Here is a 13,100-nt window from a genome sequence, read left to right on the forward strand (position 1 = left end):
CGGGCCGCGCTCACGCGTCCGATCCGGCGGAGCCGCCAGAACCACCGGAACCGGAACCGCCGGCGCCGCCGCTGGAGGAGTCACCCGAGCCGCCGTGCAGGCTCGCGTAGATCTCCTTGCAGACCGGGCACACCGGGAACCGGCTGGGGTCGCGCTGGGGCAGCCAGATCTTGCCGCACAGCGCGATGACGGGCTCGCCGGACATCGCGGACGCGAGGATCTTGTCCTTCGGGACGTAGTGCGCGTACCGCTCGTTGTCGCCCGGCTGGACCTGGTGGCGCGTCTCCGTGCGCTCGATCGTGCTGGTCGACCCGCCGGGGCCGTCCGGCCCGCCCGGGGCAACCTGGGGCTGGGGAAGCGGCTCGGTCATGCTCTCGAGTCTACGTGCCGGGTCCGTCGGCACGGCAGGCTCAGTGCCGTGGCCAGGACCGGATCCGGGTGAGCACGGTCACGGCGTTGCGGTCCAGGATCCGGCCGCCCCAGCGCACGCCGACGGCGAGCCACACCACCGCGGTGACCGTGCCGACGGCGAGCGTGAGCCAGCCCCACGCCGTCGAGCCCGCGAACACCGGGATCAGCGTGAGCGCCGTGGGCAGCACGAGCAGGCCGAGCACCGCGAACGACAGCAGCTGCACCGCGAACGCGAGCACCGACCCCCCGCTCTGGCTCGACATCGGGTTCGCGCCGGGCGGCGGGGCGGGGTAGGGCAGCGCCGCGCTGAACACGCACGCGACTGCGAACCCGCCGCCGAGCAGCACGAGCGAGATCCCGAGCACCGCCGGCACCCACGCGCCGCGTCCCAGCAGCACCGGGGGCACGACGGCGAGCAGCACCACGGTGGGCACGAGCCACACCGCGAGGCCCAGCACGCGGCCCAGGCGGTCGTCCGCGCCGCGCACCCCGGCGGCGACGTGCAGCCAGAACGCGGTGGAGTCGTAGGCGATGTCGTCGTGGATCGACCAGGCACCGATCCACGCCGTCACGGGACCGAGCGCGAGCACGGCCCAGGCGAGCACCTCGCGGAACGCGACGTCGGTGCTCTGGCTCGTCACGAGCCAGGCCAGCAGGAGGACGAGGACAGGCATGAGCGCGATCGCGCCGGTCGAGGCGAGGTAGCGCGGGTCGCCGCGCCAGTAGCGCAGCGACCGTCCCGCGACGGCAGCCGCGGCGGGGGTCGTGCGCACGCGGACCGGTGTGATGACGGCCGGCCGGGCTCCCTCGCCCGCCGCCGCTGGTTCGCGCAGCAGCGCGTGCGCCAGCGGCAGCCGCCCGGTCCGCTCCGCCGACGGCCCCTGGCCCGACCCGACGCTCACCATGGAGCGTCGGACGAGGCGCAGGTAGAGCACCCCGGCCACGCCGAGCGTCGCGAGCACGACGGCGAGCCGCGCCAGGGCCACGCCCCACCGCCCGGCCGCCACGTCGCTCGGCACCGCCCACGGCGCGCCCAGCGGGGTCCACGCGAGCACGCCTGCCAGGGCGTCGAAGGAGCTCAGCCGCAGGCCCACCGACTGGAGCAGCACCGGGACGAGGCTGACCACGAGCACGGCGCCCGTGGCGACCACGCCCGCGAGGTCGCGACCGCGCCGGCCGCGCATCAGTCCCGAGGCGGCGGTCGTGGTGACCCGCGCCAGCAGGAGGCAGGTCGCCGCGCCGAGGAGACCCGTGACCAGGGCGACGAGCGCGGCCGAGACGCGCTGCGCCGTCGTGCCCGAGCCGACCCAGGCCAACGCGGTGGTGACGCTGACGAGCACGGTGACCGCGCCGGGGATCGAGACGGCGCCGGCGACGAACAGCCCGAACGCGAACCGCGGCGTGGGCGTGAGGTAGAGCGCGAACCGCTGCAGGTCGAGGGTGTTGTCCAGGCCGAACGCGACCATCGGCACGATCGCCCAGCCCAGGACGAGGGCCGAGCCGAGGAGTACGAGCACGGTGTCGCGCACCTGCGGATCGGCGGCGACGCCGAGCGCGACCATGCCCGCGACGGCGAACGCCAGCAGCCCGAGGGCGTACAGGCCGCCGACGGCGAGCAGCACGATCCGCCACTTCTCCCGCAGCAGGGTGTTGCGCAGGAGGGTGAACCTCAGCCGCGCGAGGGTCGCAACCACGACAGCCCCTCCGTGACCTCCTCGGCGCCGACCAGCTCGGCGAACCGCCGCTGCAGGTCACCGCCGCCGACCTCGGCGACCGTGCCCGAGGCGACGAGCCGGCCCTCGGTCATGACGGCCACGTGGCTGCACAGGCGCTCGACGAGCTCCATCACGTGGCTGGACAGCACCACGGTGCCGCCGTTGGCGACGTAGTCGGCGAGGATCGCGCGGATGTGGCTCGCGGAGACGGGGTCGACCGACTCGAACGGCTCGTCGAGGACGAGGACGCTCGGGGCGTGCACGAGCGCCGTTGCCAGGCCGATCTTCTTCGTCATGCCGGCGGAGTAGTCGGCGACGAGCTTGTTCGCGTCGCCGGTGAGGCCGAGCACGTCGAGCAGGTCGTCGGTGCGGCGGCGCACCACGTCCGGGTCCATGCCGCGCAGCAGGCCCGCGTACGTCACGAGCTCGGCGCCCGTCAGGCGGTCGAACAGCCGCAGGCCGTCGGGCAGGATGCCGAGTTGCCGCTTGGCGGTCGCGGGGTCGCGCCACACGTCCACGCCGTGCACGAACGCCGTCCCCGCGTCGGGCTGCAGCAGACCCGTGGCCATGCTCAGCGTGGTCGTCTTGCCCGCCCCGTTCGGACCGACGAGCCCGAAGTAGGAGCCGGTCGGGATGACGAGCTCGAACTGCTCCACGGCCGTCTTCGGACCGAAGCGCTTGAAGAGGCCCCACGTGTGCAGCGCGGGGACCGACCCGGGGTCGGCGGGTGGACGCGGCGGCACGGGTGACGTCATGGCGTCCACTCTGGCACCCGCCGGTGACGCGGTGGCTCCGGCGCGCGACCGAGGTTGCCCATCCGCGGCTCCGACGTCCGGGCGAGAGGCCGGGCCGACGGCTCCCCCGCCGGGATGAGACGCCGCGCGTGCCACAGGGAGCTCGGGCCCGAGTCCTCGGCGGCGCGTGCGCGGCACGGATGCGGTGGGTGGCTGGTCGGTCGAGACGATGAGGCCGGCGGCGGTCATCGGTCCACGCTCGGGGCCGATCGCACGCGTGTCCGGGAAATGCCGCCGCGAAGGGGCGGTGGCAGGCCGACGGGCGGGCCACCCGAAGGTGACCCGCCCGTCGATGGAGCTCAGTCGATCACTTGCCGACGGCGGACTTCAGCGTCGAGCCCGCGGACAGCTTGACGCCGTAGCCGGCGGGGATGGTGATCTCCTCGCCGGTGCGCGGGTTGCGGCCCGTGCGGGCAGCGCGCTCGACGCGCTCGGCCGAGAGCAGGCCGGTCACCTTGACGGCCTCACCCTTGCCGAGGCTGTCCACGAGGACCTCCTGGAAGGCGGCGAGAGCGTCGTCGGCCTGCTTCTTGGTCAGGCCGGCCTTCTCGGCGATGGCGGCGACGAGGTCGGTGCGGTTGACGGTCACAGAGTTCCCCTTCAGACGTGCGTCGGCGCACGGTGTGCGCCCTTCGGGGAGACACTACGCCCTACCGGCCGAAAAACCGCACCAACCCGCCATTTCCTCGCTTGCGTGTCCCCGTCGAGGGCCCCGCGACGGCTCTGCCACGGCCACCGCCGACGTCACTCGGGACGCCCGCGGCCGCTCTGGCGAGCACCCCTCGAGGGCGTGGACGAGGTGGTGGCGGGCTCCGGCGTCGGGCCCTGAACCTGTGCGTGACCGGCGCGCTTGAGCCCCACGACGCACCCGATGCCAGCCAGCCAGGCGGTGGTGGTGGCGGACACAGGTCACCCTCTCTGGCCGTCGTGTCCGTGCGGGTACAGCTCCCTCGTCCGCGGGCGCTGCCGAGCGCCTGCGGCCACCCTCTCACGCACGCCGTCGCCCGGGCCAGCCGTGGTGGCCCGCCTCACCAGACGGCTCAGCCGAGCCAGAGACCGAGGGCCGCGGCGCCCAGGCCGAGCGCAAGCATCCCGACGGCGTGCACGACCGCGCGCACCGCCGCACCCTCACGCTCCTCGGCGGCGAGGCGGACCGCCTCGAGGCTCGCCGTCGAGAACGTGGTGAACCCGCCGAGGAACCCCGTGCCGAGCACGGCGAGGACTTCGGCCGAGGCGACGTGGTCCTCGGACAGCCCGACGAGCAGCCCGAGCAGGAACGAGCCGAGCACGTTCACGACGACCGTCCCGAGCGGGACACTCGCGCGCACGTGCCGGTTCACCAGCCCGTCCAGGACGAACCGGGACGCCGCGCCCGCGCCGCCTGCGAGCGCCACCAGGAGGAGGGTGGCCGGGCTCACGACCGCTCCCCTGCGTCGGCTGCATCGGCTGGGTCGGCTGGGTCGTCGGCGGCGTCGGAGTCGCGCGGCAGCGTCGGGTCGACGCGAGCGGCGAGCGCGTCGAGCGCGTGCGCCGGGTCGAACCGCACCGGCACCAGCGCGCGTGCCGTGCGGACGCCGAGCACCGCGGCGCCGACGCCGAGCGCCACGCTGAGCAGCGCGTACGCCAGGCCCGTCCCGGGGTGGCCGCCGCTGAGGAGGCGGTCGGCCTCGACAGCGAACGAGGAGTACGTCGTGTAGCCGCCGAGCACGCCGGTCCCGACGGCGAGGCGCACCGCTCGCCGTCGACCCACGTCCGGTCCGCCTCGTCCCAGGCCGGCGACGAGGGTCGCGAGCACGAACGACCCGGTCACATTGATGAGGAACGTGGTCCACGGCCACGCACCCGGCTGCGCGGGGGCGGCGTTCTCGGCGACCGCGCGGATCGCGGTGCCGACGGCGCCGCCCGCGGCGACGAGGAGCACGAGCGCCGGGCTCAGGTGCGGGGCACGAGACGCGACGCCCGACGGCGCGTCGCTCGACTGCGGGTCGGCGCTCCCGGACACCGGCCCAACGTAGCTCAGAACTCGCGTGCGCAATCGTGTCCCAGGGCGACGCGAGTTCGTTGGTCTCCGCAGCGAAAGGGAGAGTGACGCCGCCTCGGCGTCGTCAGCGAGCGCGTGGCCGATCGAGGAGGAGCACATGAGCGACAACACGATCCGAGAACCGCGGGATCCGGCGACCTGCCCGTCGAGCAGCTCGGCATGAAGGGACTTCCGGTCGTGGGCGAGGGTGGCGCACGGGCTTCCCTGTGGCGCGGCTGGCCTGGCCGATACCCTGGTGGCGAACCCCCGTGACTCGACGTGCTCCTCGCCGCCCCCGGCGCGCCGAGGATCTCGTGCGTCGCGATCGACGATGACCGGGATGCACGACGGCGAGCGTCCCGTTCGCACCACAGGTCGCCGTCGCGCGGGTCGCTCCGCGGAAGACGGCCGGCAGCCGCGCGTACGCTCACGTGCGTGACCAGCACCGTCGCGCCGGACGTCCGACGCGCCCACCGGCTCGACCCGGCCCACGTCGTCGACGTGTTCGTCTACGTGATCGTGCTCAACCTCGCCGCCCAGCTCGTGCCCCAGGTGATCGCCGAGAGCTTCGCGGTGTCGCTCGCCGTCGCCGTGGTGCTCAAGCTCGTGCTCGAGGTGGTACTGCGCGCGAAGAAGGCGGCGATCGCTCGCCTGCGCTCGGCGACGACCGGTGCCCAGCGGGTGGTGCGCGCGCTGACGCTCGGGGTGCTGCTGCCGGGCTCGAAGATCGTGGTGCTCGAGCTGATCGGGTTCCTGTTCCCCGAGCAAGTCTCCCTCGGCGGGTTCTGGAGCGTGACCGGCCTCATCGTCGCGCTGCTGCTCGCACGCCGTGCGGTGCGCTGGCTGCTCCGGGTCGACTGAGGTCGATGCGACGTCGACCCGCGTCGGCCCACGTCGACCCAGTGAGCCCTCAGTCCAGGAAGAGCCCGGCGAGCGAGGCGAGACCCAGCGTCACGAGCCCGATCGTCACCGCGCGCACCGCGGTGAGCCACGGGCGGGTGCCGCCCAGCCTCGCCCCCACGAGCGACATGAGCGTGAGCGACACGACGACCGCCAGCAGCGACACCACGGTGCCCGCCGAGGTGTGGATGAATGTCACCAGGAGGATGGGCACGAGCGCACCGATCGCGAACGCGAGCCCGGCGTACGCCCCGAACCGCCACGGCGGCCAGTACTCGGTGTCGTCCACGTCGAGCTCGTCGTCCAGGTGCGCGGCCCGTGAGCTCCGCGGCGACCTCCTCCGCGAGCGCCGGCGAGAGGCCCTTCTCGACGTAGATCGCCGTGAGGTCGGCCAGCTCCTTCCCCGGCTCGCGCTCGAGCCGGTGGCGCTGGTCGTCGATGTCGCGGAGAAGCGCATCGCGGTCGATCGCCGCGCGCATGTAGGCGGTGCCCGCCGTCGTGCTCGTGCCGACGACCATCGCGATGACGGCGGAGAAGAGGACGGCCCGGTCGCTCAGGTCGGCCACGGCGAGGCCCGCGATGATCCCCACGTTGGACACGGCGCCGTCGTTCGCCGTCGCGACGTACTCGCGGATCAGGCTCTCGCGGTCCCGCTCGGAGAGCGCGGCGTCGGAGACGGTGCCGTCCCCGTGCCGCCGTCGCCGCAACCAGCCCAGGATCGCCACGGCGACCGTATGGCGCCGAAGGTGTGGCGCCGGCGGAGGACGGTCTGGCGAGCGTTCGTGCCGCGACCTCCGAGCGGCAGCGCGGCGTCCCTCCCCCGGCGGCCGGGAACGCGCGATGATGCGGGAGAAGACCGGCGCCGAGGCGCCACGTCGCTCCCGCTCGCACGACGTGCCGCACCGGCGGCCGGAAGGAGACCCCGTGGACACCAAGGTCGCCCTCGTGACGGGGGCCGGCTCCGGCATCGGACGTGCGGCGGCGCTGCGCCTGGCCGCGGACGGCCATCACGTGGTCGTCGTCGGGCACGGTCAGGAGAGCGCCGACGACGCCGCGCGCGAGGTCCGCGAGGCGGGCGGCGCGGCGCTGGCGCTGCAGTGCGACGTGGAGGACGCCGCGTCGGTGCGCGACGCCGTCGCCCGCGTGCAGTCCGAGCTGGGCCGGCTCGACGTCGTCGTCGCGTCGGCGGGGATCAACGGCGTGTGGGCGCCGCTGGAGGAGCTCGAGCCCGAGGAGTGGGCGCGCACGCTCGCGGTCAACCTCACCGGGACGTTCCTCACCGTGAAGTACGCGGTACCGCTGCTCAAGGCGCAGGGCGGCTCGGTGGTCATCGTGTCCTCGATCAACGGCACGCAGACGTTCAGCAACACCGGCGCGTCCGCGTACTCGGCGAGCAAGGCGGGCCAGGTGGCGTTCGCCAAGATGATCGCCGTGGAGCTCGGTCCGCACCGGGTCCGGGTCAACGTGATCTGCCCCGGCGCGATCGAGACGGAGATCGGCGACAACACCGAGCAGCGGCACACCGAGCACCTCGGCGTCGCGGCGAGCTACCCGGACGGCCAGATCCCGCTCACCGGCAGCACGCCCGGCAGCGCGGGCCAGGTCGCCGACCTCGTCGCCTACCTCGCCTCGGACGCCGCGAGCCACGTCACGGGGTCGGAGATCTGGATCGACGGCGGGCAGTCGCTCATCGCGTGAGGCCGCAGTTCGCGGTCGGGCGGGACGGACGACGGCGAGCCGACCGGATCAGGCGTCCTCGCCCTCGTCGAGGGTCGGGTCGAGCTTCTCGAAGCCCGGGACGAGGTGGACCAGTCCCGGGGAGATGCGCTCGACGTCGTGCCACGCCACGAGGAACGTGCCGCGGTGCCGCCACCGGACGAGTGCGGCCACGACCCACGGCGAGCGCACCCCGCGTCGCTCGAAGCCGAGGAACGACCCGCCCGTGTGGGGGCTGACGAGCAGCCCGACGACGTCCGCGCTGCCGACCGCGTGGCTGCGGTGGGTCTGCGCGACCAGGGGGGTGTCGCCGTCGTCGCCTTGGTCGTCGGCGTCGCCGCTGCCGTGCTCGCGCTCGTCGGGACCACCCGGCTCCGCTTCGTCCGGGCCACCACCGGACCCGTCGCCCTCCTCGAGCACCTCGAGCGAGAGCCGCAGGTCGACGACGCGACCCAGCTCCTCGCCGTCGTGCGTGACGACGTGCGCGTCCAGGAGGTCACCGAGGATCACGACTCCCCCTCCGGGTCGTGCTGGCCGCCGGGGATCCGGCGGACGACGTGCTCGCGCAGCCACCGCTCGGGCCAGTCGACGTCGAGCGTGCTCGCCTCGACGTCGAGCTCGACCACGGTGCCGAGGTGGGAGACGGCGGACCACGCGATGCGCTCCCACCGCGACTGCGGTGGGCGACCGCCGAGGATCCGGGTCACGAGCACGGGGCCGGACAGGATCGCGGCGACGTGCGCGGGCTCGCCGGCCACGACGTCGCCGCCGTCCGCCCCGCGCAGCTCGAGGTCCTCGACGGTGGTGACGGGCTCGCCGTCGACGTCGAGCACCTGGCGGCTGAGCAGGTGCAGCCGCGCGTCGATGATGCGGCGCGTCACGAGCCGGCCCCCGTCGCGATCATGAGCGGTATCGCCGCGAGCGCCGCGACCAGCACGATGCCGAGATACACGCTGCCGAGGGTGTTCGCCACCCGACCGTTGACGCGTGCGCCCATGTAGTCGGGGTCGTTGGCGACGACGAGGATCGGGATGTACGTCAGCGGGAGCGCGACGGCGGAGAACACCACCGAGAACTCGGTGACGGCGACCGGGTCGACGCTCGTCATGAGGATGGCGACGGCGAGCAGCAGCGCGATCATCATCGTGACGTGGAACCGTGCGGCCTGGGCCGGGCGGCGGAACTTGCCCCAGGACCAGCCGAGGTACTGCGCGAGGGTGTAGCCGCTCGACAGCGCCGTCTCGAGCGCCGCCCCGAACGTCGCCGCGACGATGCCGACGATCACGACGGCGAGCAGCAGCGTCCCGCCCGCCTGCGCCACGGGCAGCACGATCTGGGAGAGCGTGGACACCTCGATGCCGTGCGGCAGGAGGACCACGGCGGCGCAGCCCGCGATCGCGACCGACAGCAGCCCGCCGAGCGGGAAGCCCGTGAACACGTTGAGCCGGTTCTGGCCGAGGCTCTTCGCGGTCCACTTCTCCTCCACCGCGCCGGAGGAGAAGAAGAACACCTCGTACGGCGTCATCGCGGCGCCGAACAGCGCGACGGCGTAGTACCAGTAGGCCGCGGGGTGCTCGCCCTCGGGGACCGCCGGCTGCGTGATCTCGCGCGCGACCTGGCTCCAGTCCGGGCCGAGCAGGAAGAGCGCGACGGCGAAGCCGATGAGCAGCAGCCCCATCAGCCCGACGACGTTCTCCATGATCGAGAACTTCACCCGCCACAGCACGAGCCAGACGGCGAGCGCCGCGACCGGCATCCACAGGCGGGGCTCGACGCTGCTCGCGAGGTGCAGCGCGAGCGCGATGCCGCCGATCTCGGCCGTCAGTGTGAGCAGGTTGATCGCGAACGAGGCGACGAGGTTCGCCCCGCCCGCGCGCGGGCCGAGGCGCTCGCGGATGATCTCGAAGGTGGCCCGGCCGCTCACGGCGGCGACGCGGCCGGACATCTCGGCGAACAGGCAGATGCCGATCACCCCGACGGCGACCACCCAGACGAGCGAGAACCCGAACCGCGCACCGACGACGGCATTGGTCACGAGGTCGCCGATGTCGACGAACCCGCCGATCGCGGTGAGGATGCCGAGCGCGACGCCGAGCAGCTTCTTCACCGGCCGGCCTCCGTGAGCACGGCCTCCAGCTGGTCCGCGGCCTCGTCCAGCGCGTCGACGACGTCGCGCGGGTCGGTGGGCACGCCGCCGTCCGGACCGAGGTCGCCGCCTGCCGTGTGGGCGACCCAGGCGCGGGCGGACACGACCGCGTCGACCGCCATCGCGAGCGCCGCGAGTCCCTGGACCCGTAGTGCGGAGGAGGTGTCGTCGGGCGGGACGAGCGTGGTCAGGGCGGACGAGGCGTCGGACAGCTCCCCGATCTGGTCGGAGATCGCTGTGTCCGCGACGGGGGCGACCAGGTCACCGCCGTCGAGCAGCACCACCGTGAGGTTCGTCGTCGCGACCGCCGAGTCGGCGAGCTCGACGGCGTCCGCCACGGCGGCCACGGCCTGGCCCGGCTCCTGGCGCGACGCGGTGCAGGACGAGAGTGCGGCGCTCGTCGCGAGCAGGACGCAGGCGAGGGTCGCGGTGGTGCGGACGGTGGTGCGGACGGTGGTGCGGCGAGTGGTGCGCGTGGCGGTGCGCGCGAGGGGACGGCGCGGCGTGGTCACCGGGCACCGTCGGGGTCGACGGCTCCCGGCTGCTCGTCGCGCTCCTCGCGCTCGCCGTCGGGCGCGTCGTGCTCGAGGTGAGGCTCGCCGTCGGGCGCCTCGTACTCCGCGGGCTCGTCGAGGGAGGCGCCCTCGGCCACCATGCTCTCGGGGACGTCCTCGGCGCCGTGCGCGATGCCCGCGTCGCGCTCGCTGCGCACGGACTCGGCGTCACGCTGCGCCGCGGCGTGGAGCTCCTCCGCGCTGCGGGGGTTGGACGACTCGGCGGCCATGACGTGCGCCTCGCCCTCGAGCCAGTCCTGCGCGACCTGACCCTCGTCGAGGGCGGGGGTGGTCGGCGGGGTCGCCGCCTGCTCGCCGTCGTGCTGCTCGCCGTCGAACGGCTCCGCGTGGTCGTACCGACCGGTGCTGCTCATGCTGACCGCCTCTCCTGGAATCGCCGGAGCGGACCGGCACGCTCGTCGGGCCGGCGGAACGTCTCAGTGGCGCTCACTCTGGCACGCACGCCTCGGGTGCGCCACCAACGACCCACCCGCGGAAGGGAACGACACCGCAGGTGAGCGCGGGGTTGGTCGGAGTGGCGCCGTCGCACAGAAGCGGTCCGGCGCGCACCGGTCGACGTGGACAATGGGCGTATGGACGACATCGCCGAGGTCATCTCCTCGCTCGAGTCAGCCGTACGCGAGATGGACGAGGCGCTCACGAGCGAGCAGGTGCTCGAGGTGGCCGTCGACTGGTGCCAGAGCCTCGTGCCGGGCTGCCAGATGGCCGGGGTCACCCTGCGCCGGCGCCGCGGCAGGGTGGAGTCGGTGGCGCCGTCGGACGCCGCCGTCGAGCGGTGCGACGCCCTGCAGTACGACCTGGCCGAGGGCCCGTGCCTCGACGCGATCACCGACGAGCTCGCGATCCGATCGGGCGACGTCGGCACCGACGAGCGCTGGCCGCAGTGGGGGCCGCGCGCCGCCGAGGCCGAAGGCATCGCGGGCATGCTGAGCATCCGGCTCTTCAGCGGCACCAAGGTGCACGGGGCGCTCAACCTGTACTCGCGCGAGGTCGACGCGTTCGACTCCGAGGCGACCGACGTGGCGCGCGTCCTGTCCACTCACGTCTCGGTCGCGCTCCGCGCGATGCAGGCCGACGAGGACCTCCGCATCGCCGTCGACAGCCGCAACCTCATCGGCCAGGCGCAGGGCATCCTCATGGAGCGCTTCTCGCTGCAGTCCGACGGTGCGTTCGCGGTGCTGTCGCGCATCTCGCAGGACCGCAACCTGCGCCTCATCGACGTCGCCGAGCACGTGGTGACGCGGCGCACGCTGCCGGACGGCGGCGGCGCGCACGACTGACGTCCCGGTGCCCCGCTGAGCACGGGGGCGCTCTCAGCGCGTCGGGTCGAGGACGACCTTGATGCAGCCGTCCTCCTTCTTCTGGAACGTCCGGTAGTACTGCGGCGCCTCGCTCAGCCCGACGCGGTGGGTGCGCAGATCGAGCACGCCCAGCGGGTCGTCCGTCCGCGCGACGATATCGCGCAGCTCGTCGGTCCAGCGCCGCACGTTCGCCTGCCCCATCCGGACGCTGACCTGCTTGTCGAACATCTGCATGAGGTTGAGCGGGGTCGCGGCGCCGCCGTACACCCCGCTGATCGACACAGTCCCGCCGCGCCGCACGAGGCTGAAGGCGAGGTCGAGCACGGCCGTGCGGTCGCTGCCGGCGTTCTCGGTCATGGCGCGGCCCAGCGCGTCGGGGAGCAGGCCCGCCATGCTCTGCGCGACGGAGGCGACCGGCGAGCCATGCGCCTCCATCCCGACGGCGTCGACCACCGAGTCCGGACCGCGACCCTGGGTCAGGTCCAGCACGCGCTCGAGCACCTCGGCCGGGTTCGCGCCGTCGAGCACCGTCACGCCGTGGCGCGCGGCCATCTCACGGCGCTCGGGCACGAGGTCGACGCCGATCACCTGTCCGGCGCCGCGGAACAGCCCGACCCGCGCGGCCATCTGCCCGATCGGGCCGAGTCCGAGCACGACGAGCGTTCCGCCGTCGGGCACGGCCGCGTACTCCACGCCCTGCCACGCCGTCGGCAGCACGTCGGAGAGGTAGAGGTAGCGCTCGTCGGGCTCGTCGTCGCTCGGCACGACGACCGGGCCGTAGTCGGCGTGCGGGACGCGCAGGTACTGCGCCTGCCCGCCCGGGACGCTGCCGTACATCGAGGTGAAGCCGAACAGCGCGGCACCCTTGCCCTGCTCGGTCACCTGAGTGGTCTCGCACTGGCTCTGCAGCCCGGCCGTGCACATGAAGCACCGGCCGCACGCGATGCCGAACGGCACGACGACGCGGTCGCCGACCTGCAGGTTGCCGACCTCGGGCCCGACCTCCCGCACCACGCCCATGGCCTCGTGGCCGAGGACGTCGCCGGGTTCGAGGTACATGCCGAGCAGACGGTACAGGTGCAGGTCGGAGCCGCAGATGGCGGTGGAGGTCACCTCGATGACGGCGTCGGTCGGCACCTGGATCGTCGGATCGGGCACGGTCTCGACGCTGACGTTCTCGCGGCCTTGCCAGGTGACTGCACGCATCCCGCACTCCCTCGATCAGGGCGTCCTCGCCCGTGGTCTCGGGCCAGCGGTCTCGACCCGTGCTGAGTATTGCACGGCTCGGGCCGGCTCGGTGCTTTCGCCTCATGGGGCCGCCCGCCGGAATCCCGAACGTGACGGTGGCGCGGTCTGCGCTTTGCGTGCACACTGCGAACCACAGGCGCTCGAGACGAGTGGCGCTCCGGCGGACACCGCAGTGTCCGACATCGTCGAGGAGCCCGCCATGCAACGCCACACCCTTCGTCGTTCCGCCGCGGCCGCCGCCGCGCTCTGCCTGACCGGCACGCTCGCGGCCTGC

Annotated in this window: 15 protein-coding genes and 1 pseudogene; 3 read left to right on the forward strand and 13 right to left on the reverse strand. The window is 73.6% G+C overall.

Annotated elements, in window-relative coordinates:
• Positions 1-10 precede the first annotated feature (10 nt).
• The 6 genes from FH969_RS09950 to FH969_RS15790 all read right to left on the reverse strand — a co-directional run bounded on the left by FH969_RS09950 (position 11) and on the right by FH969_RS15790 (position 4,922).
• A complete protein-coding gene (locus tag FH969_RS09950) occupies positions 11-370 on the reverse strand; it encodes a DUF3039 domain-containing protein (protein WP_139987131.1) in 360 nt (119 codons plus the stop codon).
• A 40-nt stretch (positions 371-410) separates the two neighbouring features.
• Positions 411-2,105, reverse strand: coding sequence for a hypothetical protein (locus tag FH969_RS09955; RefSeq protein WP_139987132.1), 1,695 nt, complete (start codon positions 2,103-2,105; stop codon positions 411-413).
• Positions 2,081-2,881, reverse strand: coding sequence for an ABC transporter ATP-binding protein (locus FH969_RS09960; protein WP_108719487.1), 801 nt, complete (start codon positions 2,879-2,881; stop codon positions 2,081-2,083). The genes FH969_RS09955 and FH969_RS09960 overlap by 25 nt, the downstream gene beginning before the upstream one ends.
• 346 nt (positions 2,882-3,227) lie before the next feature.
• Entirely contained in the window at positions 3,228-3,509 is a 282-nt protein-coding gene (locus tag FH969_RS09965) for an HU family DNA-binding protein (RefSeq protein ID WP_108719485.1), read from the reverse strand.
• Positions 3,510-3,960: 451 nt separating this feature from the next.
• Complete coding sequence (gene crcB, locus FH969_RS09970; RefSeq protein ID WP_139987133.1) at positions 3,961-4,338, reverse strand: fluoride efflux transporter CrcB; 378 nt, start codon at positions 4,336-4,338, stop codon at positions 3,961-3,963.
• Positions 4,335-4,922, reverse strand: coding sequence for a fluoride efflux transporter FluC (locus FH969_RS15790; protein WP_342777013.1), 588 nt, complete (start codon positions 4,920-4,922; stop codon positions 4,335-4,337). The genes crcB and FH969_RS15790 overlap by 4 nt, the downstream gene beginning before the upstream one ends.
• A gap of 453 nt (positions 4,923-5,375) precedes the next feature.
• Here FH969_RS15790 and FH969_RS09980 point away from each other — a divergent pair, with 453 nt between their 5' ends.
• Entirely contained in the window at positions 5,376-5,801 is a 426-nt protein-coding gene (locus FH969_RS09980; RefSeq protein WP_108719480.1) for a hypothetical protein, read from the forward strand.
• Positions 5,802-5,850: 49 nt separating this feature from the next.
• On the opposite strand, the pseudogene FH969_RS16160 reads toward FH969_RS09980, so the two are convergent.
• Positions 5,851-6,808 (reverse strand): annotated as a pseudogene (locus FH969_RS16160) (VIT1/CCC1 transporter family protein).
• Here FH969_RS16160 and FH969_RS09995 point away from each other — a divergent pair.
• Positions 6,765-7,538, forward strand: a complete 774-nt coding sequence (locus FH969_RS09995) for an SDR family oxidoreductase (protein ID WP_246071848.1) — start codon at positions 6,765-6,767, stop codon at positions 7,536-7,538. The pseudogene FH969_RS16160 and the gene FH969_RS09995 sit on opposite strands and share 44 nt — an antisense overlap.
• Before the next feature lie 48 nt (positions 7,539-7,586).
• Here FH969_RS09995 and FH969_RS10000 read toward each other — a convergent pair whose 3' ends face one another.
• From FH969_RS10000 to FH969_RS10020, 5 genes are read right to left on the reverse strand one after another with little or no spacing between them, the layout of a single operon-like run.
• Positions 7,587-8,066 carry a hypothetical protein gene (locus FH969_RS10000; RefSeq protein WP_139987136.1) on the reverse strand — a complete coding sequence of 160 codons (480 nt, stop codon included), beginning with the start codon at positions 8,064-8,066 and terminating at the stop codon, positions 7,587-7,589.
• Positions 8,063-8,437 carry a hypothetical protein gene (locus FH969_RS10005; protein WP_139987137.1) on the reverse strand — a complete coding sequence of 125 codons (375 nt, stop codon included), beginning with the start codon at positions 8,435-8,437 and terminating at the stop codon, positions 8,063-8,065. Before FH969_RS10005 ends, FH969_RS10000 begins: the two co-directional genes overlap by 4 nt.
• Entirely contained in the window at positions 8,434-9,663 is a 1,230-nt protein-coding gene (locus tag FH969_RS10010; RefSeq protein WP_139987138.1) for an Nramp family divalent metal transporter, read from the reverse strand. Before FH969_RS10010 ends, FH969_RS10005 begins: the two co-directional genes overlap by 4 nt.
• Positions 9,660-10,214, reverse strand: a complete 555-nt coding sequence (locus FH969_RS10015; protein ID WP_139987139.1) for a hypothetical protein — start codon at positions 10,212-10,214, stop codon at positions 9,660-9,662. Before FH969_RS10015 ends, FH969_RS10010 begins: the two co-directional genes overlap by 4 nt.
• Positions 10,211-10,630 carry a hypothetical protein gene (locus FH969_RS10020; protein ID WP_139987140.1) on the reverse strand — a complete coding sequence of 140 codons (420 nt, stop codon included), beginning with the start codon at positions 10,628-10,630 and terminating at the stop codon, positions 10,211-10,213. The genes FH969_RS10015 and FH969_RS10020 overlap by 4 nt, the downstream gene beginning before the upstream one ends.
• A gap of 219 nt (positions 10,631-10,849) precedes the next feature.
• Between FH969_RS10020 and FH969_RS10025 the strand changes: the two genes are divergently transcribed.
• The gene (locus FH969_RS10025; protein WP_139987141.1) at positions 10,850-11,557 is read left to right on the forward strand and encodes a GAF and ANTAR domain-containing protein; all 708 of its coding nucleotides are present in this window, start codon (positions 10,850-10,852) and stop codon (positions 11,555-11,557) included.
• A gap of 33 nt (positions 11,558-11,590) precedes the next feature.
• On the opposite strand, the gene FH969_RS10030 is transcribed toward FH969_RS10025, so the two are convergent.
• The gene (locus FH969_RS10030) at positions 11,591-12,784 is read right to left on the reverse strand and encodes an alcohol dehydrogenase catalytic domain-containing protein (protein ID WP_139987142.1); all 1,194 of its coding nucleotides are present in this window, start codon (positions 12,782-12,784) and stop codon (positions 11,591-11,593) included.
• Positions 12,785-13,100: the final 316 nt, after the last annotated feature.

Origin of the sequence: Miniimonas arenae (genome assembly GCF_006351005.1) — a bacterium.
GTDB lineage: Bacteria > Actinomycetota > Actinomycetes > Actinomycetales > Beutenbergiaceae > Miniimonas > Miniimonas arenae.